The 26538-nt window shown below is 65.3% G+C and carries 28 protein-coding genes and 1 pseudogene; 17 read left to right on the top strand and 12 right to left on the bottom strand.

The features are described 5' to 3' along the window. Positions 1–25: 25 nt before the first annotated feature. The 7 genes from IVB48_RS38835 to IVB48_RS38805 all read left to right on the top strand — a co-directional run bounded on the left by IVB48_RS38835 (position 26) and on the right by IVB48_RS38805 (position 5648). Positions 26–952: a SurA N-terminal domain-containing protein gene (locus IVB48_RS38835; protein WP_027569679.1), complete on the top strand. Its 927-nt coding sequence runs from the start codon at positions 26–28 to the stop codon at positions 950–952. Beyond that, positions 952–1971, top strand: a complete 1020-nt coding sequence (gene pdxA / locus IVB48_RS38830) for a 4-hydroxythreonine-4-phosphate dehydrogenase PdxA (protein WP_027569678.1) — start codon at positions 952–954, stop codon at positions 1969–1971. Before IVB48_RS38835 ends, pdxA begins: the two co-directional genes overlap by 1 nt. After that, on the top strand, positions 1968–2828 hold the full coding sequence (rsmA, locus tag IVB48_RS38825) for a 16S rRNA (adenine(1518)-N(6)/adenine(1519)-N(6))-dimethyltransferase RsmA (RefSeq protein WP_247360601.1): 861 nt from the start codon (positions 1968–1970) through the stop codon (positions 2826–2828). Before pdxA ends, rsmA begins: the two co-directional genes overlap by 4 nt. Positions 2829–2844: 16 nt before the next feature. After that, complete coding sequence (locus tag IVB48_RS38820) at positions 2845–3903, top strand: alcohol dehydrogenase (protein ID WP_247408435.1); 1059 nt, start codon at positions 2845–2847, stop codon at positions 3901–3903. A 167-nt stretch (positions 3904–4070) separates the two neighbouring features. Next, a complete protein-coding gene (locus IVB48_RS38815; RefSeq protein WP_007609340.1) occupies positions 4071–4232 on the top strand; it encodes a Flp family type IVb pilin in 162 nt (53 codons plus the stop codon). Between the two features lie 73 nt (positions 4233–4305). Next, a complete protein-coding gene (locus IVB48_RS38810) occupies positions 4306–4542 on the top strand; it encodes a hypothetical protein (protein WP_007609339.1) in 237 nt (78 codons plus the stop codon). Positions 4543–4895: 353 nt separating this feature from the next. After that, complete coding sequence (locus tag IVB48_RS38805) at positions 4896–5648, top strand: Crp/Fnr family transcriptional regulator (RefSeq protein ID WP_247408433.1); 753 nt, start codon at positions 4896–4898, stop codon at positions 5646–5648. Here IVB48_RS38805 and IVB48_RS38800 read toward each other — a convergent pair. Then, positions 5627–6364: a Crp/Fnr family transcriptional regulator gene (locus IVB48_RS38800; RefSeq protein ID WP_247408432.1), complete on the bottom strand. Its 738-nt coding sequence runs from the start codon at positions 6362–6364 to the stop codon at positions 5627–5629. The genes IVB48_RS38805 and IVB48_RS38800 overlap by 22 nt on opposite strands. Before the next feature lie 172 nt (positions 6365–6536). Here IVB48_RS38800 and IVB48_RS38795 point away from each other — a divergent pair, with 172 nt between their 5' ends. The 5 genes from IVB48_RS38795 (at position 6537) to IVB48_RS38775 (ending at position 11373) form a co-directional block, all read left to right on the top strand. Beyond that, entirely contained in the window at positions 6537–6776 is a 240-nt protein-coding gene (locus IVB48_RS38795) for a hypothetical protein (RefSeq protein WP_247408431.1), read from the top strand. A 17-nt stretch (positions 6777–6793) separates the two neighbouring features. Next, positions 6794–7495 (top strand): Crp/Fnr family transcriptional regulator, encoded by a 702-nt coding sequence (locus IVB48_RS38790; RefSeq protein WP_247408823.1) that lies wholly within the window; start codon positions 6794–6796, stop codon positions 7493–7495. A 671-nt stretch (positions 7496–8166) separates the two neighbouring features. Continuing rightward, positions 8167–9513: a caspase family protein gene (locus IVB48_RS38785; RefSeq protein WP_247408429.1), complete on the top strand. Its 1347-nt coding sequence runs from the start codon at positions 8167–8169 to the stop codon at positions 9511–9513. A 27-nt stretch (positions 9514–9540) separates the two neighbouring features. Further along, positions 9541–10035 carry a hypothetical protein gene (locus IVB48_RS38780; RefSeq protein ID WP_247408427.1) on the top strand — a complete coding sequence of 165 codons (495 nt, stop codon included), beginning with the start codon at positions 9541–9543 and terminating at the stop codon, positions 10033–10035. 150 nt (positions 10036–10185) lie between these two features. Next, on the top strand, positions 10186–11373 hold the full coding sequence (locus IVB48_RS38775; protein WP_247408822.1) for a hypothetical protein: 1188 nt from the start codon (positions 10186–10188) through the stop codon (positions 11371–11373). Here IVB48_RS38775 and gmk read toward each other — a convergent pair. From gmk to IVB48_RS38730, 9 genes are all read right to left on the bottom strand, one after another. Next, the gene (gene gmk / locus IVB48_RS38770) at positions 11306–11965 is read right to left on the bottom strand and encodes a guanylate kinase (protein ID WP_018459113.1); all 660 of its coding nucleotides are present in this window, start codon (positions 11963–11965) and stop codon (positions 11306–11308) included. The two genes, IVB48_RS38775 and gmk, sit on opposite strands and share 68 nt — an antisense overlap. Positions 11966–11968: 3 nt before the next feature. Continuing rightward, positions 11969–12856 (bottom strand): YicC/YloC family endoribonuclease, encoded by an 888-nt coding sequence (locus tag IVB48_RS38765; protein ID WP_247396299.1) that lies wholly within the window; start codon positions 12854–12856, stop codon positions 11969–11971. A 118-nt stretch (positions 12857–12974) separates the two neighbouring features. Then, on the bottom strand, positions 12975–14249 hold the full coding sequence (mltG, locus tag IVB48_RS38760; RefSeq protein ID WP_027517521.1) for an endolytic transglycosylase MltG: 1275 nt from the start codon (positions 14247–14249) through the stop codon (positions 12975–12977). A gap of 125 nt (positions 14250–14374) precedes the next feature. Then, positions 14375–15640 (bottom strand): beta-ketoacyl-ACP synthase II, encoded by a 1266-nt coding sequence (gene fabF / locus IVB48_RS38755; RefSeq protein WP_247408424.1) that lies wholly within the window; start codon positions 15638–15640, stop codon positions 14375–14377. A gap of 108 nt (positions 15641–15748) precedes the next feature. Beyond that, entirely contained in the window at positions 15749–15988 is a 240-nt protein-coding gene (locus tag IVB48_RS38750; protein ID WP_006020277.1) for an acyl carrier protein, read from the bottom strand. Positions 15989–16296: 308 nt separating this feature from the next. Continuing rightward, entirely contained in the window at positions 16297–17034 is a 738-nt protein-coding gene (gene fabG / locus IVB48_RS38745) for a 3-oxoacyl-[acyl-carrier-protein] reductase (protein WP_007592006.1), read from the bottom strand. A gap of 102 nt (positions 17035–17136) precedes the next feature. Beyond that, on the bottom strand, positions 17137–18096 hold the full coding sequence (gene fabD / locus IVB48_RS38740; protein ID WP_247408422.1) for an ACP S-malonyltransferase: 960 nt from the start codon (positions 18094–18096) through the stop codon (positions 17137–17139). A 173-nt stretch (positions 18097–18269) separates the two neighbouring features. After that, a complete protein-coding gene (locus tag IVB48_RS38735; RefSeq protein WP_247408420.1) occupies positions 18270–19295 on the bottom strand; it encodes a fatty acid desaturase family protein in 1026 nt (341 codons plus the stop codon). Between the two features lie 3 nt (positions 19296–19298). Continuing rightward, positions 19299–20003 (bottom strand): TetR/AcrR family transcriptional regulator C-terminal domain-containing protein, encoded by a 705-nt coding sequence (locus tag IVB48_RS38730; protein ID WP_247408418.1) that lies wholly within the window; start codon positions 20001–20003, stop codon positions 19299–19301. A 357-nt stretch (positions 20004–20360) separates the two neighbouring features. Between IVB48_RS38730 and rpsF the strand changes: the two genes are divergently transcribed. The 4 genes from rpsF (at position 20361) to rplI (ending at position 22897) form a co-directional block, all read left to right on the top strand. Continuing rightward, positions 20361–20876 (top strand): 30S ribosomal protein S6, encoded by a 516-nt coding sequence (rpsF, locus tag IVB48_RS38725; protein WP_085352909.1) that lies wholly within the window; start codon positions 20361–20363, stop codon positions 20874–20876. A gap of 5 nt (positions 20877–20881) precedes the next feature. Beyond that, complete coding sequence (gene rpsR / locus IVB48_RS38720; protein ID WP_007592020.1) at positions 20882–21121, top strand: 30S ribosomal protein S18; 240 nt, start codon at positions 20882–20884, stop codon at positions 21119–21121. A gap of 129 nt (positions 21122–21250) precedes the next feature. Further along, a complete protein-coding gene (locus tag IVB48_RS38715; protein ID WP_247408417.1) occupies positions 21251–22228 on the top strand; it encodes a DUF2232 domain-containing protein in 978 nt (325 codons plus the stop codon). Positions 22229–22291: 63 nt separating this feature from the next. Further along, a complete protein-coding gene (gene rplI / locus IVB48_RS38710; RefSeq protein WP_027569660.1) occupies positions 22292–22897 on the top strand; it encodes a 50S ribosomal protein L9 in 606 nt (201 codons plus the stop codon). A 38-nt stretch (positions 22898–22935) separates the two neighbouring features. On the opposite strand, the pseudogene IVB48_RS38705 reads toward rplI, so the two are convergent. Together IVB48_RS38705 and IVB48_RS38700 are read right to left on the bottom strand one after the other, a co-directional pair. After that, positions 22936–23217 (bottom strand): annotated as a pseudogene (locus IVB48_RS38705) (PaaI family thioesterase); the annotation flags it as partial. Positions 23218–23260: 43 nt separating this feature from the next. After that, positions 23261–24277, bottom strand: coding sequence for a hypothetical protein (locus IVB48_RS38700; RefSeq protein ID WP_247408415.1), 1017 nt, complete (start codon positions 24275–24277; stop codon positions 23261–23263). Positions 24278–24557: 280 nt separating this feature from the next. Here IVB48_RS38700 and IVB48_RS38695 point away from each other — a divergent pair, with 280 nt between their 5' ends. Continuing rightward, positions 24558–25808, top strand: a complete 1251-nt coding sequence (locus IVB48_RS38695) for a cyclopropane-fatty-acyl-phospholipid synthase family protein (protein WP_247408413.1) — start codon at positions 24558–24560, stop codon at positions 25806–25808. The last annotated feature ends 730 nt before the right edge of the window (positions 25809–26538 follow it).

Below are 26538 nucleotides of genomic sequence, written 5' to 3'. Positions count from 1 at the left end.
CGCGGCTGACATGCGAGCGACAAATATGACGATCCCATTGCCTGTCTTCCGCCTCTTCCTCCTCCTCACCGCCCTGCTCTTGGCCGGCACGCCGTCGCGCGCGCAGAACATCGTCGTGATGGTGAACGGCGATCCCATCACCGACTTCGACATTGACCAGCGCTCCAAGCTCGACCAGCTGACGACGCAGAAGACACCGGCCCGTCAGGAGGTCATCAACGAGCTGATCGACGACCGGGTGAAGATGAAGGAAGGCAAGAAATACGGGGTCGATCCCGGCGTCTCCGACATCAACCAGTCCTACGATGGCATGGCGCAGCGCATGCGCATCTCGCCGGACCAGCTCACCAAGTCGCTCGAGGTCAAGGGCGTCCGCCCCGAAACCCTGAAGAGCCGCATGAAGGCCGAGATGGTCTGGAGCAGCCTGGTGCGCGGCCGCTTCAAGGAAAAGCTGTTGGTCGGTGAGAAGGACGTCGCGCAGGCCGTGCAGGCCCAGACCGGCGACAAGCTGCAGATCGAGGGCACCGAATACAAGATGCAGCCGATCGTGCTGATCGTGCCGCGCGGATCGTCGCCGGCGTTCCTGGAGACGCGGCATAAGGAAGCCGAGCAATATCGCTCGCGCGTCGGAAGCTGCGAAGAAGCCAATTCGTTGTTCCGCTCCACGCCGAACGCCACCATCCGCGACATCGTCACCAAGACCACCGCTGAATTGCCCGAGGCGCTACGCAAGGTCCTCGACGACACGCCGATCGGCCACCTCACCGCCCCCGAGACGACCAAAGCGGGCATCGAGATGGTGGTGCTGTGCTCGCGCAAGCCGACCATGATCGACACGCCGAAGAAGCGCGAGGTCCGCGAGAAGATGTATCAGGAGAAGTACGAGAAGACCCAGAAGGCCTATCTCGAGGACCTCCGCAAGGCGGCGATGATCGAGTATCGCAACCGCTGATGGCCCAGCAGCCTACCAAGCCTCTCGCCCTGACGCTGGGAGAACCTGCCGGCATCGGCCCCGACATCACTATCGCAGCCTGGCTCAAGCGCCGCGAACTGGACCTGCCCGCCTTCTATCTCCTCGGCGACGAGGCGCTGATCGCGCGCCGCGCCAAAGCGCTCGGCGCCGACGTCAGGATCGCTTCGGTGAGCGCCGGCGAGGCCGGGGCCGCTTTCCCTGAGGCCCTGCCCGTGGTCGCGACCGGCGACGAGCCCGCGAGTGCCGAGCCCGGCAAGCCCGACGCATCGAGCGCGCCGGCCGCGCTCGCCTCGATCCGCCAGGCGGTCACTGATGTCCGCGACGGTCGCGCCGGCGCCGTCGTCACCAATCCGATCGCCAAGAGCGTGCTCTATCGCGCCGGCTTCCGCCATCCCGGCCATACCGAATTCCTCGCCGAGCTCGCCGCGGAAGACGGCCGCGTGCCGCAGCCGGTGATGATGCTGTGGTCGCCGCGGCTCGCCGTGGTGCCCGTGACCATCCACGTCTCCTTGCGCGACGCACTGGCCCAGCTCACCAGCGAGCTGATCGTCTCGACCGTGCGCATCGTCGCGACCGAACTCAAATCCCGCTTCGGCATCGCCATTCCGCGCATCGCGATCTCCGGCCTCAATCCGCACGCCGGCGAGGACGGCTCGCTCGGCCACGAGGAGCAGACCGTGATCGCGCCGGCGATCAAGACGTTGCGCAGCGACGGCATCGAGGCGAAGGGACCGCTCCCCGCCGACACCATGTTCCACGAAGCCGCGCGAAACAGCTACGACTGCGCCGTCTGCATGTACCACGACCAGGCGCTGATCCCGATCAAGACGGTGGCGTTCGACGACGCGGTCAACGTCACGCTCGGCCTGCCCTTCATCCGCACCTCGCCCGACCACGGCACCGCCTTCGACATCGCCGGGACCGGCAAGGCCAATCCGGCAAGCCTGATCGCCGCGTTGAGGCTTGCGAGCCGGATGGCGGCTGCGAAAACCCGATGAGCGCGATCGACGACCTCCCGCCGCTTCGCGAGGTCATTCGCCAGCACGCTTTGTCGGCCCGCAAATCGCTCGGCCAGAACTTCCTCCTCGACCTCAATCTCACCGCGCGCATCGCGCGTGCGGCGGCTCCGCTCGAGGACTCTACCATCATCGAGATCGGCCCCGGCCCGGGCGGATTGACGCGCGCCTTGCTCGCGCTCGGCGCCAGACGCGTCATCGCCATCGAGCATGACGAGCGCGCGATCCCTGCCTTGCAGGATATTTCCGCGCGCTATCCCGGCCGTCTCGAGATCGTGCATGGCGACGCCATGACCTTCGACCCGCGCCCGCTGCTGTCGGGCGAACGAGCAAAAATCGTCGCCAACCTGCCCTACAACATCGCGACCCACCTTCTCGTCGGCTGGCTCACCACCGAGCCCTGGCCGCCCTGGTACGACATGATGGTCCTGATGTTCCAGCGCGAGGTCGGCGAGCGCATCGTGGCGCGCGAGGACGACGAGGCCTATGGCCGGCTCGGCGTGCTCGCCAACTGGCGCTGCGAGACCAAGATCCTGTTCGACATTGGGCCGTCCGCCTTCGTGCCGCCGCCGAAGGTCACCTCTTCCGTCGTGCGACTGATCCCGCGCGAAACGCCTCTCGCCTGCGATCGCAAGCTGCTCGAACAGGTCGCCGCCGCCGCCTTCGGCCAGCGCCGCAAGATGCTACGGCAAAGCCTGAAGGCGCTGGGCGCCGATCCCGCACGGCTCGCCGCAGCTGCCGGCGTCGACGCGACGCGGCGCGCGGAGACCGTTCCGATTTCCGGCTTTGTTGCCATGGCCCGTGAATTGGCCAATATACGCAGCGAAACAGAGAGATAATTTCGGAGGAAGAAATATGGCGTTGATGCGTCGGCAGTCCCTTGTCAAGTTCGATGCGCCGCTGTGCGAGACCATCGTCGACACGCCGAAGCCGCAAGGAAGCGAGGTGCTGGTGCGCATCGAGCGCTGCGGCCTCTGCCACTCCGATCTGCACATACAGGACGGCTACGCCGATCTCGGCGGCGGCAAGAAGCTCGACACCACGCGCGGCATGACGCTGCCCTTCACGCTCGGCCACGAGATCGCGGGCGTGGTCGACGAAGTCGGCCCCGACGTATTCGCCGGTCTCGTCGGCAGCAAGAAGGCGGTGTTTCCGTGGATCGGTTGCGGCCAGTGCCGCGACTGCGCCAATGGCGACGAGAACCTCTGCGCCAGGCAGCGCTTTCTAGGCGTCTCCATCGACGGCGGCTTCGCCACCCACGTGCTGGTGCCCGACTCGAAATATCTGCTCGACTACGATCCCCTGCCCGTCAACCAGGCCGCGACGCTGATGTGCTCCGGCGTCACCGCCTATGGCGCGCTCAAGCGCCTCGTCGACCGGCCGCGGCAGCGCAATCTCCTGCTGATCGGCCTCGGCGGCGTCGGCATGATGGGCCTTTCCTTCGCGGCGGCCATGTTCAACCAGCCGATCACGGTCGCCGATCTCAGCGGTGCCGCGCGCGAGACCGCGCTGAAGAACGGCGCGGCGGTGGCCTACGATCCGGCCGAGCCCGACGTGATCAAGCGCATCCTCAAGGAAACCGATGGCGGCTTCGACGAGATCGTCGATTTCGCGGGCAATGAAAAGTCCATGGCTTTCGCGGTCGCGGTCGCCGCGCGCGGCGGCAAGATCGTGGTCTCCGGCCTGATGGGCGGCCAGTTCACGCTGCCGATGGTGCAATGGGTCTACAAGCGCATGACCATCGAGGGCTTCATGGTCGGCACGCTCACCGAGGCTCACGAGCTGATGGCGCTCGCCCGCGCCGGCAAGATCAAGCCGACACCGATGCGCGAGGAGCCGATGGGCGACGTCCAGACCTGGATCGACGAGCTTCGCGCCGGCAAGGTCGTCGGCCGCATCGTGCTCAAGAACTAGCGCCGTAGAAGATCGACGAACGCAGGGCGGCGGAATCCATTTCTCACCGCCCGCTTCGTGGACGGAGATTAACTCGAAATTGACGCAAGGCGGGGTTCCGAATTGGGGAACCCGCTCCCTGCGGATTATGGTCCTCGCCAACTCTCTTTTGGAATTCTGGCAAGACCATGCAGACCATCCGCCGCTTCCTCGCCGACGAGTCCGGCGCCACCGCGATCGAGTACGGCCTGATCGCCGCCGGCATCGCGCTCGCGATCATCGCCGTCGTCAACAATCTCGGCGCGACGCTGAACAAAAAGTTCACCTCGATCAGCAGCTCGCTGAAGTAGCGCGGGCACGCTCGTTAATACACGGCATTCGTCTGTCCCGCGGAACGGCAACGGCCGCGCCGCGTTGGCAGCCATGTCCATTCGCTGCACCGTCGAGAACGCATTCTTCATCGCCTGGAGCTTCCTGGAGCAGAGCGGAGAGCTCGGCTCTCCGGACGAGACGGCGAACGTCCTGCTCGACGCCATCGAGGCCCAGCTCAGGACCGGTGAACGCCGGCAACTGATGCTCGCCAACAGGGCGATCGATGCCTATCGCGCCCACGCGGAAAAAAGCCGGCCCGCGCATGATTGCGAAGCACGCTTCGGGTGACGAACATCCTCGCCGCCCTCGGGCCCGCCGGCCCGGCGGCGTTTGAGGTATAGGCCGGCGGTCCGTCGGGCAGAGCGCACGGGCTGCGGCGCCCCGCATCGGGGACGCTACGCCGATCCGCGCCCCTGTTGTGTGCACTCCTGCACAGAGTTCGTGAAGTTGAAGGCCGCCGGGTTCGGCAGCGCCATTTGCCTCGCGTAACATGCGCCTCGCCAGCGATTTCCGTAATTCCGCAGACCGGAGGCCAATTTTTCAACGCTTGGAAAACGCCTTGTGTGCACTTTGGAACCGTCGGCTCCGTCGCGGAAACGTAGGGTTCTGGCCGGTGCCGATTCCCGGCCAGAGCAACACATGTGACCGGTCGGCCCCAGAACGATCTTCTCCAGCGGCTCAGCCGCCCGGATTTCGAACTGCTTGCGCCGCACCTCCAGCCGGTCGAACTCGAGGCGAGCCACATCCTGCATCACGCGGGCGACGAGGTCACGGCGGTGCATTTTCCCTGCCGCTCGACACTCGTGTCGTTCGCCGTGCCGGTCGAGGACGATCGCGAGGTCGAAAGCCTGCTGGTCGGACGCGAGGGCGCGGTGGGCATTGCCGCCGGCCGCAGCGCCTCGCTGGCCTATTCGCGCATCGTCGTGAAGCTGGGCGGCACCCTGATGCGGCTGCCGCCGCGCGCGCTCGAGCAGGCCCAGCAGAGGTCGGCCACGCTCCAGCAGGTGTTCTCGCGCTACGCCGACTGCCAGTTCGCTCAGCTGCTTCAGACCGCGGCCTGCAATGCCGCGCATTCGATCGAGCAGCGCGCTGCCAAGTGGATCATGTCGGCGCAGGAGCACGTCGGCGGCCCCGAGATCCCTCTCACCCACGAGCAGCTTGCCGGCATGCTCGGCGTCTCCCGCAGCTATGCCAGCCGCGTCATCCAGATGTTCAAGGCGAGGCGGATCCTCGCGACACGCCGTGGCGCCATCCTGATCCTCGACGCGCCGGCGCTCGAAGCCAGAGCCTGCCGTTGCAACGATTGGGTGAAGAAGCATTTCGACGAAGTGCTCGGCGCGCGGCATCTGCCAGCGGCTGACATATTGCGGCCTCACGCGCGCGGCGGCGACTGACGCTTGAGATGCAGATAGGTCGGACTGAAGCTTCCGAGCCGCTGCAGTTCGCGCCATTTCAGCACGATCAGCTCGCTGTCGCGCAAGTCCATGGTCCCGCTCCGCCTGAGGTCAGCGAGCGTCCGGTTCACCGTCGCGATCGCCATGCCCAGCGTCTCGCCGAGCTGCGCCAGGCTGATCGGCAGGCGGCAGCGATTGCCGCGAACGAGTTGCGCGGCCCGCGCGCGGTAGAACAGCTCGCAGAACAGGTGTGCCATGCGCGTGTGCATCGGCCGGGCGCTGTTGTTGGTGATGGCCTCGCGAAAAATAGCCGCATCGAGCAGCGTCTCGCGCCAGACCGAGAGCGCGAAGGTCGGTCGTCGCCGGAAGGCAATGAACAATTCGCGATGCGGGATGAAGGCCACCGAGGCGGGCCCGAGGGCGCAGAGGCCATGGTCCATCTGGTCGATGAACAAGCCCTGGGAGTCCGGCAAGTCGCCGGACAGATGGAACGCGAGATATTGCCGCCGGCCGCTGTCGAGCAGATGGTAGCGCGCGATCATGCCGGAGACGACCAGCGCCGAATGCTCGGGTTCGTCACCCTGACGGATGAAATCCTCGTTCGGCGCGAACTCGCGCTGCACAAAGGTCAGCCCGCGAATTTCAGCGACATCTTCCTGTGCGAGCGCGGTGTGCTCGCCCAGGTTCCGGATCAGCACGTCATGGGCTTTTTCCATGTGTCCCGTTCCACGTATCCCGCCAAAAATCCTGCCGCTTCGATCAAATGATACATCTGTCCCATATCCAGCGGACTAGAACGCTGGTCGGAAGCACAGGTTGCTACCGGTCTGCGACATTACTTGGTCGCAGCCCACCGTCCCTCGATCGCGGACTGCACCCGCCATTCGCATGAGCTCTACGACGATCCTGAAGCGCATTCGCCACCTGTTCGCACCGGATTCGGGCGAGCACCTGGACAGTATCAGCCGTGCCTTCCTGCAGGGCAGGTTGAAGGAGCCGGCGCAGCCGATGTCGGATCAGGAGCTTGCGCGCGCCGTCCGCGAGTTCCAGGCGGTTCCCGTCTCCGATTGGACCATCGCAAAACTCTCCCAACGCCTGCTCGACCCGGCGATGCCGCGTGACGAGTGAAACACCTCCTCTTGTCCATGCCGCACCCGAAGTTCATCGCTCATCTCCAGGCGATTGAAGGCCTCTCAGAAGACGAACGCCGCCAGATCGCTGGCCTGCCGTCCACGCTCCGTCAGGTTTCGGACGGCGAGATCGTGCTGCGCCAGGGTGAAGATGCCTCGCGCTGCGTTTTCGTCGTCATCGGCTTTCTCTACCAGGCTCGCATCGTCGGCGATCGCAGCCAAATCCTCGCCTTCCACGTTCCGGGCGACATGCCGTGCCTGCACACGCTGCTGGTCTCGCCGATGGATGCGGACCTCGTCGGTCTTGGCCCCACCATCGTCGGCTACGTCGCACACAGCCAACTCAAGCAGCTGCTCGACGGCTCCATTCACCTGACCCGCGCGTTCTGGCGCGAAACGCTGATCGATGCGGCGATCTCGCGACAATGGATCGCGCGCCTCGGTGCACAGGCGGCACTGCCGAAGGTAGCGCATCTGATCTGCGAGCTCGCCGCAAGGCTGGAGGTCGTGGGCCTCGTCAAGAACCGCCGCTTCCAGATGCCGATGACGCAGCGGCATGTCGCCGATGCCTGCGGATTGTCGATCGTCCACGTCAACCGCACCATCCAGGAGCTGAGAGGGCGCCGATTGATTGCCTGGGAGGGAAGCGAGATCGAGCTGTTGCAACCCGACGAACTCCGCGCGCTCGCGGATTTCACGCCGGATTATCTGACCTGAGCGCGACGGGCAAGTTGGGGGACGCGCCGGCGCTCCAACGAGGCAAGCCCGGTCGGCCTGCGTCCGGGACACGAGATGGAGGGATAGCGCACGCTGTCTCCACGCGGTCATTGCGAGCGCAGCGAAGCAATCCAGAATGCCGCCGCGGAAAGATTCTGGATTGCTTCGCTTCGCTCGCAATGACGAGGAGGCCGCGGTCCTGCCCCAAGCCCTCTCGCCGCACAAGGCCTGCACCGCGACCGGAGGCAATAGTGCATCGCTCCCGGGGAGAGCACGAAGGACACCGTTAAAACCATCCACGCAGGGAAGGCCGGGCGATCGGCCACCCCATCGGTCCACCCCGTCTGCATTCCTGTAGCGCACGGACCAACGGGTGCCGCCGGCGCCCGGCCTTCCCTGCGCCCTTTGGCCTCCATTGGGCGATGAACGGCGGCAAGGCTCGGGCAGAATCTGCCGCGGGAACGTGCAGGCATGCGCCTCGCCTGCGAATACATAACGCAGCCTATCCGCGTCATGGCCGGGCTTGTCCCGGCCATCCACCCCTTGCCGCGCAGCACGAAGGACGTGGATGCCCGGCACAAGCCCGGGCATGACGGCCTGTACAAATGCCGCACCGCTTTTCGCCGGGGCGTGGGACTGCTAGGCTGACGCCATTATTTTGGGGAATTTTGATGCGCGCGAGGATTTTCAGTCGCGTCCCGGGGCTGGCGACGCTGGTCGCAGCCCTGCTCGTCGTCGCCACGCTACCTGCATCGGCCGAGAAGCGCATCGCGCTCGTGGTCGGCAACTCCGCCTACAAGAACATCACGCCGCTCGATAATCCATCAAAGGACGCGAGCCTGATGGCGGAGACGCTTGGCTTGCTCGGCTTCACGCTGGTCGGAGGCCGCGCCCAGCTCGATCTCGACAAGGGCGCGATGGACCTGGCGGTGCAGAGCTTTGGCCGGCAGGTGCAGGGCGCCGACGTCGCGCTGTTCTATTATGCCGGCCACGGCGTGCAGGTCTCGGGCGCCAACTATCTCGTGCCGGTCGGCGCCAATCCGACGCGCGAGGCCGACGTCGACTTCCAGATGACCGACGTCAACCTCGTGCTGCGCCAGATGCAGGGATCCGGCACGCGCCTCAACCTCGTGATCCTGGACGCCTGCCGCAACAACCCCTTCGGCTCGCGCGGCCTGCGCGCCTCCGATGGCGGTCTCGCGCAGATGCGCGCGCCCGAGGGCACGCTGATCTCCTACGCAACGCAACCCGGCAACGTCGCCCAGGACGGAAGCGACGGCCACAGCCCCTACACAAAAGCATTGGCCGCGACGGTCCGGACCGCGGGCCTCGACGTGTTCCAGACCTTCAACCAGGTCGGCCTCGCGGTGAAGCGCGCCACCTCCGGCGCGCAGCAGCCCTGGGTGTCGTCCTCGCCGATCGACGGCACTTTCTATTTCGTACCCCCGACGCAAACCGCCCCGCCGCAGGTCGCAGCGATGCAGCCTGATCCGTTGCCGGCGGATCGGCTGCGCGCCGATCCGGACCGCGTCCCGTTGCGCGATGCCGTCCTGCTGAGCGAACTCAGCGAGCGGCTCTACGAGCTCAATTTCGATCCTGACAGCCCTGACGGAATGACCCGCGCGATCACAAAGCTGCAGCAGCGGATTTCCATGGCGCCGACGGGCGAAGCCACCGAAGGCCTGCTGCTGCGGATGCGCAAGATGGAGGACCTGAAGCCATGGGGCTCGATCGTCTACGGCCCCGACGGCAGCAAATGGGGCATATCCTGGAACCACGCCTCGCGGCGCGCGGCGGTGGCGGATGCGCGCGGCAATTGCGCCGGCGCCAAATGTCCGATCGAGCTGTCCTTCTATGGCAACCGCTGCGGCGCGTTCGCGATCTCCGACAAATCCTGGTCGCTGGTCCAGCGCGACAACGTGCAGCGCGCGAAAGACGCCGCGCTTGACGAATGCGGCAAGGCTGGCAAAGCTTGCCGCATTATCGGTTCCGTCTGTGCCGACGGTTCCGGCCGCTGATACGATTTTCATTTTGGATTTTTACGCATGCGCAATGCCATCATCCCCGCGATTGCCCTCGCCTTCTTCCTGTCCGCCACCATCGCTCCACCGTCCGCCGTCGCACAATCCGGCAGCGCCGGCGGCTCGATCGGCAATGACGAGAAGTCGCTGTCCGGCTCGCGATCGGACCGTTCCGCCGAGCCGGCGCCCTCGGCGCGTCGCAGCAAGCCGGCCGAGGAGCCGCGCAGCTCCTCGCGACGCGGCGGTGGGGGTAGTGGCGGCGGGAGTTTCGACGGCGCCTGGATGGTCGTCAGCGTCGGCTGCGGCGGCACCACGTCCGGCGCGGTCGTGGTTTCCTCAGGCAAGGTCATAGGCCAAGGCGTCACGGGTACCGTCAGCGCAACCGGCGCGGTCAGCACGTTCGGTCAAGGCGATGGTGTGACCTTCACCGGCTCCGGCCGCCTCGGTGGCCGCAGCGGCTCCGGATCATTCCGCCGCTCAGACGGCTGCGGCGGAACCTGGACCTCAAGCAAGCAATAGCGGCGAAAAAGTCTGATCCCGCGGCGGAACGAACGCCGCGCAGGCCCGATTCAGGCCACATCCTCTCCGGATTTGCGGCTCATTGCCACCCAAGTCTTTGACGACAAAGGGAAGGTAACGAGTTGCGTCATGCGTAATCGGGAGACCAGGATGGGCAACCGCACCGCAAAATTCTTATCTGTCCTCGTAGGCAGCATCATTGCCGGCGCGCCACTTGCCGCCGTGTCGCAGAATGCATCGACGCCACCGAGCACGGCAAATGCCGCGAGCGACTGCCTTGGCTCGCCAAAGGGCGCCGCCCCGCAAGGCCAGCATTGGCATTATCGCCTTGAGCGCGCGACCAAGCGGCAGTGCTGGTATCTGCGCGCCGAAGGCGGCAAGGCCACTCAAACCGCCCAAGCTGCGCCGGATACGCCTGCAGCGGATTCAGCCGTGCCGCAGCAGCACTCGGTCCAGGACGCGCGCGCCGAATATCTGACGCCGCAGAGCATCGTCACTGTGAAGACGCCTGCACAGGCGGGACCGGCGCCAACGCAACAGGCCACGAGCCCCTCCGCTGACGTCAACGCTCAGCAGCCCGCCGTCGCCGGGCGCTGGCCCGACGCCACCACGGCGTCCGCCGCGCCCACAGAGCAGCCATCGCCTGCACCTGTGGCGGCCGCTGCGCAGCCGACGACCACGAAGCCGGCGAAGTCCCCTGCTCCGATGGCTCTGGCCGCGGCCGACAGCACCGCCGACAAGCAGACCGGCTCGCTCCAGATGCTGCTGCTCGTGATCGGCGGCGCGCTGACGCTTGCCGGCATCCTCGCCAGCGTCGTCTACCGCTTCGCCGGTGGACGCATCCGCGTCCAGGCCGCCGACCAGCGCCGCGTCAACTGGGACAATTTTGAGCCGCACGATCGCGACGATAGCCGTGCGCCCTGGCTCAACGCAGCGCCGGCCGGCGCGCCGCACGCTCGGCAGCCGCGCCCGGTGGATTTCGATGCCGTGCGTCCGCAGGCATCCCAGCTCAAGACCGCGCAGCTCGCCGCGATCGATCGCGAGATTGATGTGATCGACAAGCGCGTCCCGCAAGCGCAGCTCGACGACGCCGATATCTTCAACGGAGAATTCCAGATCGAGGCGGCGCCGCGGCTCGCGGCCAACGAGGTCGATGACGAAGAGCTGGCCGGTCGCGATGACGATGCGGGTGTCGAGGGCGCCATCGACATCGACGTGATCACGACGATGCTGGAACGGCTCGCGAAGGACGGGCCGCGGCTGACGCAGCCTAACCCTGAAGCTGACCTTGCAGACCTCGCACGAAGCCCACGAGGCCGGTCTGCCGCTCGCGCTTGAGGCGTTCGGCCTTCAGGATCGACTGCACCTCGGCGAAGGCCTCGTCGACGTCATGGTTGATGACGATGTAGTCGTACTCCGCCCAGTGGCTCATCTCGTGGCTGGCGCGGCTCATGCGCTTGCGGATCACCTCGTCGGAATCCTGCGCGCGCGAATGCAGCCGCTTCTCGAGATCGGCGGCCGAGGGCGGCAGGATGAATACACTGACGACGTCTGCGCGCGCCTTCTCTCGGAGCTGCTGCGTGCCCTGCCAGTCGATGTCGAACAGCACGTCCTGCCCGGCTGACAGCGCAGCCTCAACCGGCGCACGCGGCGTGCCGTAACTGTTGTCAAACACGGTCGCCCATTCCAGCAGCTGGTCAGCCTTCACCATCGCGCCGAAGGTGGCCTTGTCGACGAACGAATAATCCCTGCCGTCGACCTCGCCCGGCCGCATCGCCCGCGTGGTCGCCGACACCGACATTCGAAGGCCGGGCATACGGTCGATCAACATGCGCGACAGCGTGGTCTTGCCCGCGCCCGACGGCGAGGACAGCACGAACATCAATCCGCGCCGCTCGACACCATCAGTTCCGTGACCGCCAATCGTCATCGATCACTCCAGATTCTGGACCTGCTCGCGGAACTGCTCGACCACGTTCTTCATGGCGAGCCCCGTATTGGTCAGCTCGATGTCGTTCGACTTCGAGCAACAGGTGTTGACCTCGCGGTGAAACTCCTGCGCCAGGAAGTCGAGTTTGCGTCCGACCGGGCCGCCCTTGCCGATCAGCTCGCGCGCCTGCGCGATGTGCGAGGCGATGCGGTCGAGCTCCTCGCGGATATCGGCCCTGGTCGCAATCAGGATCGCTTCCTGCATCAGGCGGTCGGAATCGAAACGGTCGGAGGTGTCGAGGAGGCTCGCGATCTGCTCGGCGAGCCTGGCCTTGATCGCCTCGGGCTTGCGGCCGGGCGCTGCCTCCGCCTTCTTCGCCAGTTGCTCGACCTCGTCGACGCGCTGTATCAGGATCTGCCCGAGCGAGGTCCCCTCGCGCTTGCGCATCTCGACAAGTTCGGCGAGCGCCTTGTCGAAGGCGTCCGCGGCGGCGGCGCGCGCGGCCTTGTCTTCTTCCTCGTCGCCCTCGGGCTCGGCAACCTCAATGACACCCTTGATGGCCAAAAGCCCGTCGACGCTCGGCGCGACCGCGTCGACCTTGCCGGCGATCACGGCGGCGGCTTTGAGGACGGCGTTGAGCACGTCCTCGTTGACACGGACGCTGGTGGCCGCATTGGCGCGTTTGACGGTCAGATTGGCGTAGACGGTGCCTCGCGAGAGCAGCTCGGCGGCGCGCTTCTTGGCATGAGCCTCGAGTTCGTCGAACCCCTGCGGCAGCCGCACCCGCAAGTCAAAGCCCTTGGCGTTGACCGACTTCAATTCCCATTCGAACGTATACGGCCCGCTCGCGCCGTGGCTTCGGGCAAAGCCGGTCATGGACGACAACGCCATCAGGTCAATTTCTCCAGAAGCACGGGATTCGCGCGGCCATCAAGCCACGCGAATCTTAAGACTATTTTGCAGGAAAAGGTAATCCGCAAAGTCCCGCGGGGCAGGTCTGCGCGCAGGCCTAGCGCTGCACCACCGGGGGCGAGGCCTGCACCGCGCCTTGCCGGGCCGGCGGCGGACCCGCGGGGCGAGCGGCCGGCGGCTTTTTCTGCTGGTTGGGGCGCGCCGGCGTCGTCGCCGTCGGCGTATCGGCGGCACCGGGCGCGGCGGCGGCCGGCGCCTGCGCGTCCTCGGCCGGCTCGACCGTGTCGTTCTGGATCTGCTTTTCCATCGCGCGGAGTTTCGCGACGTTCTTCTGGTGCGCGTCGTAGGTCTCGGTGAAGGAATGCCCGCCGGTGCCGTCCGCGACGAAATAGAGGTCACGGGTGCGGGCCGGGTTGGCGGCGGCCTCGAGCGAGGCGCGGCCGGGATTGGAGATCGGGCCCGGCGGCAGACCCTCGATGACGTAGGTGTTGTAGGGCGAGGGCTGCGTGATCTCGCTGCGCTTGATCGGACGGCCGAGCGTGCCCTTGCCGCCGACGAGGCCATAGATGATCGTGGGATCGGACTGCAGCTTGATCCTCTGCTTCAGGCGATTGACGAACACCGCGGCGACGCGGCTGCGCTCGTCCGGCTTGCCGGTCTCCTTCTCCACGATCGAGGCCAGCGTCACCAGTTGCTCCGGACTCTTGACCGGAATGTCCTGATTGCGGCGCTCCCAGATCTCGGTCAGCACGCGCTTGTGCGCCTGCTGCATGCGCTGGATCACCTGATCGCGCGGGGTGCCGCGCGGGAACTTGTAGGTCTCGGGCAGCAGCGTGCCTTCGCGCGGCAGCTCACGCACGCTGCCGGTGAAGATGTCGTTGTCGGACAGGCGCGCCACGATCTGCTCGGAGGTCAGCCCTTCCGGAATCGTCACGGCATGCTGCACCACCTTGCCCTCGACGATGGTGGCAATGACGTCGCGCAAGGATGCGTTTTTCTGGAACGAGTATTCACCGGGCTTGAGGTCCGAACTCGCCTTCAACGCAGCGACGCTGGCAATGAACGCCCACGGATTGACGTCGGTCACGCCTTCCCGGTTCAGCGTCTCGGCGATGTCGCGCTTGCCGGCGCGCTGCGGGATGTTGACGATCTTGTCTTCCTTCAGCGGTCCCGGCGCCTCGAGCACCTGTCGGCCGTAATAGTACACGCCGCCCGCACCGATCATCGCAATCAGCAGCAGGGTGATGATGGCGTTGCCGACGATCACGAAGGGATTGCGCGCGCGGTCCGATCGCTTCGGCGGCGGCGGGACCTGCTCGGGCTCGAGCGCTGCCCGCGGACTCCGGGGCGAAATGGGCGGCCTTTCACTCATCGAAGCAACCTGAATCCTGCCGGTTCAAATGCGACCCGACAATCGCTTGTCTGGCCAAGTACACGCGCCCACTTGTATGACTATCGCCGAATACGGCAAAACGGTGGATTCGTCGCAAACACAAACTATTGGACCGGACGCCGGAAGATCACCGACGCGTTGGTACCGCCAAAACCGAAAGAATTCGACAACGCGACGTTGACCTCGCGCTGCTTCGCCTTGTGCGGCACGAGATCGATCGCAGTCTCGACCGACGGATTGTCCAGGTTGATGGTCGGCGGCACGACATTATCGCGAATCGCGAGAATGGCGAAGATCGCCTCGATCGCGCCGGCCGCACCCAGGAGATGACCGGTCGACGACTTGGTCGAGGACATCGCGACCTTGGAAGCGGCATTGCCGAGCAGACGTTCGACTGCACCGAGCTCGATCTCGTCCCCGAGCGGCGTCGAGGTGCCGTGCGCATTGATGTAGTCGAGATCGGAAGCGGTGAGACCGGCGCGCTTGAGCGCAGCCGCCATGCTGCGGAAGCCGCCGTCGCCGTCGGGTGACGGCGAGGTGATGTGATAGGCATCGCCTGAGAGACCGTAGCCGATCACCTCGGCATAGATCTTCGCGCCGCGGCGCTTGGCGTGTTCGAGCTCTTCCAGGACCAGAACGCCGGCGCCCTCGCCCATCACGAAGCCGTCCCGGTCCTTGTCGTAGGGACGCGAGGCCTTCTCAGGCGTTTCGTTGAAGGCTGTCGAGAGCGCACGCGCGGCGTTGAAGCCGGCAATGCCGATGCGGCCGATCGGCGATTCCGCGCCGCCGGCAACCATGACGTCGGCATCCCCGAGCGCGATCAGACGGGCAGCGTCGCCGACCGCGTGAGCGCCGGTCGAGCAGGCCGTGACCACCGAATGGTTCGGCCCCTTCAGCCCATGCTTGATCGAGACATAGCCGGAGGCGAGATTGATCAGGCGGCCCGGAATGAAGAACGGCGAGACCCGGCGCGGCCCGCGTTCCTTCAGCAGGATCGCAGTTTCTGCAATGCCGTTGAGGCCGCCGATGCCGGACCCAATCATGGTGCCGGTGGCGCATTTGTCCTCTTCGGTCTCGGGATGCCAGTTGGCATCGTCGAGCGCCTGGCCGGCTGCGGCCATGCCGAAGATGATGAAGTCGTCGACCTTGCGCTGGTCCTTCGGCTCCATCCAGATCTCGGGATTGAAAGTGTCGTTGGTGCCGTCGCCGCGCACGACCGTGCAGCCGATCTTGGTCTGAAGATCGGAGACATCGAAGCTCTCGATTTTGCGTGCGCCACTTTGGCCGTCGAGGATGCGTTTCCAGGTCGGCTCGACACCGCAGCCGAGTGGCGAAACCATGCCAAGACCCGTGACGACAACCCGCCTCATATCCGAAAACTCCGCATCGAAACATTCACGGCCAATAACAAGAAACCGGCTGACCGCTGTTGGGCGGTCCGTCCGGTTTCAATGTTGTCCCCGCGAAAATGAAGAGCCTTAGCTCTTCGCGTTCTTCTCGAGAAACTTGGTGGCGTCGCCGACGGTGAGAATCGTTTCCGCGGCATCGTCCGGAATCTCGCAACCGAATTCCTCTTCGAACGCCATCACCAGCTCGACGGTGTCCAGACTGTCGGCGCCGAGGTCGTCGATGAAGCTCGCAGCATCGACAACCTTCTCGGGTTCAACACCAAGGTGTTCGACCACGATCTTCTTAACCCGCTCGCCAATCTCACTCATTGCATAACCTCGTGTTGTTCCCTGTAGACCCGACCCCCCGGGACGATACGAGCCGTCGTGGTCGTTGACTGCCTTCGCTTACGAACTTTGATTGGCCCCATCCTAACCGATGCAGGCCCGGCGAATGACGGCCAAGGCTCCGCATCGCCAATATACAGGGTTTCAAAAACCTGCAATGGCGTTCTTTGCCCATCCGTTGAAGGTCCGGTTATCATACTTCAATTGCGTTGACTACAAGCCTCATTTCGCTCCGGAAACGGCCGTTTGCCGCATTCCGCGCCGCCAAGGGGGCGGTGCGGCATGATGCGTCAGATCATGGCCATGCCGCCGTTGACGTGGATGGTTTGGCCGGTGACATAGGCCGCTTCGTTCGAACTCAGATAGACGGCGGCCGCCGCGATGTCCTCGGGCGTGCCCAGGCGATTGGCCGGAACCTTGGTCAGAATCGTTTCGCGCTGCTTGTCGTTGAGCGCATCGGTCATCGGCGTCTTGATGAAGCCGGGAGCGATACAATTCGCGGTGACGCCGCGCTTGGCGTATTCGGCACCCAACGTCTTGATCATGCCGATCAGGCCCGCCTTCGACGCGGTATAATTGCCCTGCCCCGGGTTGCCGGTGACGCCGACCACCGAGGTGATGGCGATGATGCGGCCGAAGCGCTTGCGCATCATCAATTTGGTGGCCGCTCGGGCAAGCCGGAAGGTCGAGGTCAAATTGATGTTGATGACCTCCTCCCAGTCCTCGTCACGGAGCTGCACGAAGAGATTGTCGCGCGTGATGCCGGCATTAGCGACGAGGATGTCGACCTGTCCCATCGCCGCCTCCGCAGCGGGCACCAGCGCCTCGACCTCGTCGGCCTTGGAGAGATTGCAGGGCAGCACATGGGTGCGCTCGCCGAGCTTGCCGGCAAGCTCATCCAGCACTTCCTTGCGCGTCCCCGATATCGCGACGGTGGCGCCCTGCGCGTGCAGCGCCTGCGCGATCGCGCCGCCGATGCCGCCGGTTGCACCGGTGACGAGCGCCTTTTTGCCAGTCAGATCGAACATCGATAACTCCTCCAAAGCACGATCCGGAAAAATGCGCAGCGGTTCTCCGAAAGGATCGTGCGTCAACTAAAGAACTCGATCGCGACGACGAATCATCGCGCCTCAGGCCTGCTTCGCAGCGGCCAATGCATCCTTGGCGGCAGCAATGTCGTTGGGACCACCGACCGCAACGCCAACGGCACCGTCCGCAATACGCTTGACGAGACCGGTCAGCACCTTGCCGGCACCGATCTCGAAGAAACGGGTGACGCCCTGCCCCGCCATATAGGCCACCGACTCGCGCCAGCGCACGGTGCCCGTGACCTGCTCGACCAGGCGGCGGCGGATCTCGTCGGGATCGGTGATCGCGCTCGCCAGCACGTTCGACACCAGCGGGGCCGCCGGCGCCTTGATCGTGACCCCGGCCAGCGCCTCCGCCATCGCATCGGCGGCCGGCTGCATCAGCTTGCAATGGAACGGTGCGGACACCGGCAGCAACATTGCGCGCCTGGCGCCCTTGGTTTTGGCGATCTCGACGGCGCGATCGACCGCGGCCTTGTCGCCGGAGACGACCACTTGTCCGCCGCCATTGTCATTGGCTGAATGGCAGACCTGCCCCTGCGCGGCCTCGTCCGCCACCGCCACGGCTGCCTCGTAGTCCAGACCGAGCAGAGCGGCCATCGCACCGACTCCGACCGGCACGGCTTTTTGCATTGCGAGACCGCGGATGCGAAGCAGCCGCGCGGTGTCGGAAATCGTCAGGCTGCCGGCCGCGGCCAGCGCCGAATATTCACCGAGCGAGTGGCCGGCGACGAAGGCGGCATCCCGCTCCACGGAAAACCCGGCTTCGGCCTCCAGCACGCGCAGGGTGGCGACAGACACCGCCATCAGGGCCGGCTGAGCGTTTTGAGTGAGCTGGAGGGTTTCGGCCGGACCATCCCAGATGGTCGCCGTCAGCTTCTCCCCCAGCGCGGCATCGACCTCGTCGAACACGGCGCGCGCCACCGGAAAGGCATCCGCCAGCGCCTTGCCCATGCCGACCGCCTGGGAACCCTGCCCCGGAAATGTGAATGCTGCCGTCATCGGCGCTCCCTGCTTGTCGGGCGTGATCTCTGCGAGAACCGGCAGCCGATTACGCACGGCCGTAGGCCATGGTTCCGGATCATGCTCCAAAGGGGGCCGTAGACACTGTCCGGGGCTGGAATGTCAAGCCAAGATAGGAACTTCGATCGCCCTTCAACTGATGAGGCGGGTCCCTAAAATCCGCCGGCCGTCTGGTTGGCGTCGACCTCTGACCCCGCCTGCGCGCGGCGCGCGCTGTTGACCAGTTGCCCCGGGCGATCATCTCGGTTCGGCTTCGCGGTCGCAAGCCGCAGCACGGCCGCGTAACTCGGTTGCACCTCCATGCGGGCCGCATGCCGGCTCTGGCTCAGCAGGCGATGCACCTTGGGCAGATTGTAGCAGGGCACATAGAACAAGAGATGATGTTCGAGGTGGTAGTTCACGTAATACGGCGCGATGAACAGACGCTCGAGGAAATTGGCGTAGGTGGTGCGGGTATTGCGCAAGGGATCGCTGCTGTCGGGCACGACTGCGTGCTCGGCGATGTTGCGGATACGGGTGATCACCATCATCCAGGTCAGGAGCGGCACCAGCCATAGCAGCGGATAGGCCCACCACACGCCGGCCGCCGTGAGCGCTGCGAACATCGCGCCATTGACCAGACATTGCGGGCCGAGCTGCTCCCAAAAATGCGCCGCGCGCTGTCGCAACGGCCAGTCCTTCGGCCCCAGCGCATTGAGCAACTGCGCCTTGCGCTGCTGGTAGCCGGTCTGCCCGGTGATGTCGCGAATGAACTTGCGGCGATAGCTCAGCTTCGTGATCGGAAATGGTGCCGACAGCACGAGATCGGGATCGTCCTCCTGCTGCGTGCGCGCATGATGCTGAAGGTGATAGCGCCGATAGCTGCGCGTCTCCGCAAACAGAGGATAGGCGCAGAACCACTGGCTCATGGTCAGATTGGTTTTCTCGTCGGCGGACAGGCAGCCATGCGCGCCGTCATGCATGAGGATCGCGAGCCCGAGCTGGCGCGAGCCGATGATGGCGACGGCGAAGAGATAAGTGATCGGATTGGGCCACCACGCGACCAAGGCGATTGCCGCGATGATGAGCGCCCAGGCGTGCGCGATCAGCGCGACGCCTTTCCAGGTCACGCGCTGGCGCACGTCGGCAAGTTGGTCGTCGGTCAGGAAATCGCGGGCACGCATGCGAAGCGCAGTCATGGCCTAACTCTCCTCATTCGAATTGCTCGATGCGTCGCGCGCGTCGACAAGGCGCAGGCGCGTCGTGTCATTATTGAATTTCGCCTGTTCACCCAGCACGCGCAGCATCTCGGCGCACAGCGCCTCGGGCGAACGGCCCATCGCGTAGCCCTCGAGGATGACGCCGATGGCGACGGCCCAGAACCGCCGCGAACTCTCATCGGGCGCGCGCAGGGAGCGCCAGCCGTGCCGCGCGACCTGGCTCGCATAGGCTCGCGCACCCTCACTGTGCAGGCGCTCGATGGTGCGCTCGACCAGCGGCGCGAGATCCTGGCGCCGCCGCGTCAGCGTCAGCGCCTCGGCGAAGAAGGTCACCGAATCGCTCGCCGTGACGGTCTCGGCCAGCGCGTGGGTATAGTCCCGTGGCGTGCGCGCCTTCAGCGCCGCCTGCTCGGTCGCTCGCGCCAGGTACAGCAACTCGCGGCAGGCGCATTCGACGAACAGCGCCTCCTTGGTGCGGAAGTAATAGGTGATCTGGCTCGGGAACGCGTTCGCAGCGGCTGCGATGTCGGTGATCGCCGTGCCCGACAGCCCCCGCTCCCGAAACAGCGGGCTCGCGGCATCCAGCAGCAGCGAGCGCATTTTGCGGCCGGCCGACCGCGTGGCGCGGGCGGCGTGTTTGGGATCGCCTGCCGCCTCGAGCGGCTTCTGGGCCGACTTTTCTGCCATGGGGGTTCGCTCCCGTCAGCTTTGTTTGTATGATATACAAACAAATAAATCAAGCCGGTATGGTGGACCGCGGTGGATCCAGCCGCCCGCATCGGGACCATCCGCGCCAAAACGCCGCCTGCAACCTTGCCAGAAACCTTGCCAAGTCAGCCGAAATCCGTATAACGCGCCCATCCGCAGACCCCGGCCGGGAGCTGAACGGACGGTCTCAGCAAATCATTCGTGATTTTGGTGTGGCAGGGCCAGTCGGCCCGTCGTCCCGTGTTTCCGCCTTCTGAGCTTAATCCCAGAGTCCTTTCCGAAGGCCTCTTAAGGGCTTGACGCCGGGCGATGCGCCAACATGAGGAAAGGACTTCCATGGCTCTCTATGAGCATGTTTTTCTCGCGCGCCAAGACGCGAGCACGCAGCAGGTCGAAGAGCTGACTGCGCAGATGACCGGCATCGTCGAAGGTCTCGGCGGCAAGGTCACCAAGACCGAGAATTGGGGCGTACGCTCCCTCACCTACCGCATGAACAAGAACCGCAAGGCGCATTTCGTGCTGCTCAACATCGACGCGCCGTCCGCGGCGATCGCCGAGATCGAGCGCCAGGAGCGCATCAGCGAAGACGTGATCCGCTATCTCAGCGTCCGCGTCGAGGAGCTCGAGGAAGGTCCGTCCGCGATGATGCGCAAGGCTGACCGTGACCGCGAGCGTGACGACCGTGGCGGCGGATTCCGTGGCGATCGCGAAGGCGGTGGCTTCCGTGGCGACCGCGAGGGTGGTTTCCGTGGTGGCGATCGTGAAGGTGGCGGCTTCCGCGGTGACCGCGGTCCGCGCCGTCCGCGCGAAGACGCTGAAACCACCACCACCACCACGACGGATGGGGAGTAAGAACAATGGCTGAAGCTGGTGCACGCCGCCCGTTTTTCCGTCGCCGCAAGAGCTGCCCGTTCACGGGCGCGAATGCTCCGAAGATCGACTACAAGGACTCCAAGCTGCTGATGCGTTACGTCTCCGAGCGCGGCAAGATCGTGCCGAGCCGCATCACCGCGGTGTCCGCGAAGAAGCAGCGTGAGCTTGCCCGCGCCATCAAGCGCGCGCGGTTCTTGGGCCTGCTGCCCTACGTCATTCGCTAAGACGAATTCGGCCGGCGGCGACATCGCCGCCGGCCGAGCTACCTAGTTTCTCATAAGGCTTCCGGGTCGTCCGGTCGCCGATGGTTGGGGCGAGATGCCTCTAACCGCTCGAAGGGAGCGGGACAGCTGATGATGGCCTTTGGACTGATAGCCCTGATCGCCGGCGCTGCGTCGGCCCTGATGTTCGCCTCGATCGCTTCGGGCGCGCTGATCTCGCTCGTCCTGTTCTATCTCGCACCGCTGCCGCTGATGGTCGCCTCGATCGGCTGGGGACCGCTTTGCGCGAGCCTCGGCGGCATCGCCGCCGCGGTTGGCCTCGGCGCGCTGTTCGGCCTGCCCTACTGCATTGCCTTCGCCGTCACCGTCGCATTGCCGGCCTGGTGGCTCGGCCATCTCGTCCTGCTCAGCCGGCAGGTCGGACCCTCCTCGCCGAAGCCCGCCGGCGAGCCGCCCACTGAGCCTGCGTTCGAATGGTATCCGGTCGGCCGCATCCTGCTGTGGATCGCGGGCTTCGCCACACTGACCACGCTCGCCGCCCTGCTCACGCTCGGCACCGACGCCGAGACCATCACCGGCACGCTGCGCCGTGGCCTGATGCGCCTCCTCCGCGCCGCCGACCCGCAGACCTCCGGCGAGACCGACCAATTCGTCGACGCACTGGTGCGGATCGTGCCGGCCGCCGCCACCATCGTCGCGATGATGACGCTGACCCTCAACCTCTGGCTCAGCACCAAGGTGACGGCGACGTCGGGCCGGCTGCGACGCCCCTGGCCGGACCTGATGACGGCGGAGCTGCCGCCGATGACGCTCGTGGCGCTCTGCATCGCGCTCGCCTTCTGCTTCACCGGCGGACTGCTTGCGATCGTGGCGCAGATCGCGGCGGCGGCGCTGATGATGGGATATGCGCTGACCGGCTTTGCCGTGCTGCACACGCTAACGCTGGCGCTGAAGAGCCGCACCTTCTGGCTCGGCTCTACCTACGCCGTCGTGGTCGTGTTCGGATGGCCCGTCATGGCGATGGTGATCCTCGGCCTCGCGGATGCCGTGTTCGGCCTCCGCGAACGCTTCCTTCGTACGCGCCAACCACCGCCGCTGCCGACCTCTTGAGTTCAAATCCGAAAGTTCAAGTTCGAAATTCCAACTCACTCAACACATCAAAGGAGAACGAATATGGAAGTCATTTTGCTGGAACGCGTCAACAAGCTCGGTCACATGGGCGAAGTCGTGAAGGTTCGCGACGGCTATGCCCGCAATTTCCTGCTCAAGCGCGGCAAGGCGCTGCGCGCCACCGCCGACAACCGTGCCAAGTACGACGGCATGAAGGCCGAGCTCGAGGCTCGCAACCTTGAGTCCAAGGGCGAGGCGTCCAAGATCGCCGAGAAGATCCAGGGCAAGAACATCATCGTGATCCGTCAGGCTTCGGAAGCCGGCCAGCTGTTCGGCTCGGTCAACGTGCGCGACATCGTCGTGGCGTTCGAAGCCGACGGTGTTTCACTGTCCCGCCCGCAGGTTCAGCTCGACGCGCCGATCAAGACCATCGGCAAGCACACCATCACGGTCGCCATCCACCCCGAGGTCGAGATCGAGATCAGTGTCACCGTGGCGCGCAGCCAGGACGAGGCCGAGCGCATCAACCGCGGCGAGGACATCTCGAGCCGGAACGAAGACCGGGATGCTGCGGCCGAAGCGATCGCAGCTGCCGGCGAGTTCTTCGACCCGGAAGCCCAGCAGGACGACGCCGAGCCGGCGCCGGCTGCGGAAGAGACCGAGAAGTAAGCCTCGCATTCGCGCAAGGCTTTCGAAGCCCGGTCGCCTCAGGCGGCCGGGCTTTTCGTTTTGGCGGCAACGTCCTCGCTCAGCATCGCGATCGACGCGAGCGCGGTTGCCGGTTGCTTCTCGATGCCGTCGGTGACGCAGAAAGCGTCAGCTGCGACCACGGAGACCTGACGCCCCGGCTTGATCACCCTCGCCCGGCCGATCAGCTTCTTGCCAGCCGCGGGCGACAACAGATTGAGCTTGTATTCGGCCGTCAACGCCGGCTGGCCGCGCGAGATCGCAGCTGCGATCGATCGTGTTGCGGTCAAGACGACGAAGGCCGCGCGAGCCGCGCGGCCTTCGCATGTCGAAATGTATGGTCGTTTATCGGGAAATCGGCGGCGTCGGCGGACCGGACGATTCGGCTGGCGGCGGTGGGGCCGCAGCGGTTGCGGGCGGCGCGGGCTCCTGCGACTTCGCTGGCGGTTCGGCCCTTGCGGCGGGCTTGGGGGCGGCGTCTTCCGCCGCCTTGGGCGCAGCTGGCTCGGCGGGCTTCGCGGCGGATGGTGCCGCCGGCGTCACCTGCGGCACTGGATCGGGCCGCAACGCCGGAGCCTCGCTGCCGCGCGGCTCAACCTTGGAACTTTCCGGCTTGGCCTCGGCGGGCTTCTCGGACGGCTTGCTGCCTTCAGATTTGCTGCCTTCGGATTTAGCCTCGCCGGAATCCCCCTTCGCAGTCTCAGGCTTTGTCTCGGGCTTGGACTCGACCTTCGGCTCGCTCTTCTTGTCGTCTGCCGTGGGCGCCGCGGCATCGACCTTCGGTGCCTCATCACTTCCCGGCTTGCCACGCTTGCCGAGACGCTTGGCCTTGCGCCCTTCGGGGGCAGCCTGGTCCTCGGGCTTCGCGCCTTCCTTCGTTCCTTCTTCGGCCGGCCGCGCGGCGCGTTTCTGACGCGCGCCCTCGACCGCGGGAGCGGCACCCTCGCCTTCCGGCTTGGCGGACTCCTGGGAACGTTGCCGGCGGCCCTGACGTTCGGGGGACTGCGCGGGATTGGTATTGGCTTCCTTGTCCTTGTCCTTGGCGCCGTCCTTCTTGTCCTTGCCGTCCTTGGCCTGGTAGCGGGTGTCGGTGGCTCCGTTGGAGACGAGGTAGGAGGCGAGCACGCCGGCCATGTCGGAGCTGGTCGTGTAATGCTGGCGCAGGAAGCCCGGCAGCGAACCCGGCGCCACCGTTTTCAACAGGCCGCGCGGGCTCTTGTGACATGCATTGCAGGTCTGCGCGAAAAGCTGGGATGGGGCCTTGCCGGCCTCGAGGTTCGTCGCCTGCGCGAGAACGGTATCGGTCGCGCCGAAGCCGATCAGAAGCAAGATCGTCGCGAGGCTGAGCGCTCGGCTCGACATTCCCATCATCTCCATTGAATTCCGAGAGGTGCAGCCGGCAGGCGGCGCCGCGGCGGGTCACCTTTTATCCGATTGAGCCGCGAATGGAAGCAGCCTCCGCGCGCAAGGATGTGATTAAGCGGTTTGGGAATATCCGCTTTGAGCACAGCGCAATAGCGGGCCCGGGACACCTCCCTAGATCTAGATGCAAACGCATAGGAACCGCCGAGATGCCCGGGCGTAGGGTGTGAAAGGCCGGGTAGTCGCATCTCTTCGGGTCCGCTCGAGAGGATGGGTACCGATGGATCGATTGCTGCGTCAATTCCTGTCTCAATTCATCCGCCGCGGGTCGATGACGGTGACCACGGCGAAGGGCGCGAAGTTCACCGTCGGCGACGGCTCGGGCAAACCGGTCGCAGTCCGCTTCGTCACCGCGGACGCAGAGCGAAGAATCCTCGTCAATCCCGAGCTCGGGCTTGGCGAGGCCTACATGGACGGCGAGTTCGTCGTCGAGCACGGCACCGTAGCTGATGCCCTCGCGATCCTGCTCGATCAACCCGACCTATTGCCGCACTGGGCAAAACCCTGGTGGCACCTGCGCTATCTGGTGCGGCACCTGAAGCAGTTCAATCCGCGCCCGCGCTCCCGCAGCAACGTCGCCCACCATTACGATCTCGATGCAAGGCTCTATTCGCTCTTTCTCGACGCCGACAAGCAATATAGCTGCGCCTATTTCGAGACGCCGGAGAGCACGCTCGACGATGCGCAGCTCGCCAAGAAACGGCACGTCGCCGCAAAGCTGCTCGTCAAGGGCGGCCAGCGCGTCCTCGACATCGGCTCGGGCTGGGGCGGACTTGGGCTCTATCTCGCCGAGATCGCAGGTGCTGACGTCACTGGCGTCACGTTATCGACGGAGCAGTTGCAGATCGCCAATGCGCGCGCAGCCGAAAAGGGCCTGACCAGATCCGCCAAATTCCTGCTTCAGGACTATCGCGACATCGCCGGCCCGTTCGACCGCATCGTCTCAGTCGGCATGTTGGAGCATGTCGGCGCGCGCTTCTACGACACCTACTTCCAGCGCTGCGCCGAGCTGCTGGACAAGGACGGCGTCATGTTGTTGCACTCGATCGGCCGTTCGCAGGGCCCGGACTCCACCAATCCGTGGATCGCCAAATACATATTTCCCGGCGGCTACATCCCTGCTCTCTCGGAGGTGCTGCCGGCGATGGAGCGGGCCGGCCTGCTGATCTGCGACATCGAGATACTGCGCCTGCATTACGCCGAAACGCTGAAGGCATGGCGCGAGCGCTTCATGGCGCGGCGCGAGGAAGCCGTGCAGCTGTATGACGAGCGCTTCGCGCTGATGTGGGAATTTTACCTGGCAGCCAGCGAGATGACGTTCCGCAAGCAGGATATGATGAACTTCCAGATTCAACTCACCCGGCGTCAGGGCGTCGTGCCGATGACGCGCAACTACATCGCGCGTGAAGAAGCCCGGCTGCGGGCCGTCGAAGCCGGCGCCAAGCCGAGGCTGAAGCTGGCTGGTGAATAAGTCCTAGTGGCGCAGGGTCGAAATCGGAGCAGACCGGAAAGAGGCCGTTAAGGCCAATTGCATCCGCAGTGCCTTCAGGATTTCGGGGGCCACCGGTTCCCGACGCACTTCAGGCCGCTCAGCATGCTCCATGGCCGCGATCAGCCCCGACAGCCAATGTCGGCTGCCTGCTTCGCTTCGCCAATTCCGGGGCTGCCGTTCTGGCCGCATCGCTTGCCTCGTTCCCTGGTGGCAGACCGGGAGACAACCCCCCGCCCGCTTGCCTGTTCCGGCTGTACCCCCGAAAGAATCCGGGGAGATGTGATCTGCTTCACATAAGTCTCGTCGGCCCTGGCTTAGACCGTCGCCATGAGCAAAGAGACCCAAACCTCATTCGACGTGCAGGACGACCTCCGCACCGATTACGCCCTGATCGCTACCGGCGTCGGGGCGGCTCTGGTTGCACTGGTTTACCTCCTGCTGGTCTGAACCGAGCCGAAAGCGCCCAGCGTGCGTCATTTCGCGCGCGTCTCGATACGTCTCCCGCCAACCCATTAGGTTCACTTCAACGAGCGTTTTCCGTGGCGCGGTAGCGACGGCTTTCAGGTCCCGGCATGGTTCCAGGAAAATCCGTCAAGCGCGGCGCGGGCTGCGGCGGCCAATCATCCACCATTTTAATGATCGGTTGATAGCGGCGAGCTTTTGCTTCCGCTTTGGTCTGAGGCGGCGCTTTATCCCGGCCCCGCATCCG

The sequence above is a fragment of the Bradyrhizobium sp. 76 genome (assembly GCF_023073025.1).
GTDB lineage: Bacteria > Pseudomonadota > Alphaproteobacteria > Rhizobiales > Xanthobacteraceae > Bradyrhizobium.
The sequence above is the reverse complement of the archived record's forward strand: the minus strand, read 5'-3'. Positions and strand labels throughout refer to the sequence as shown.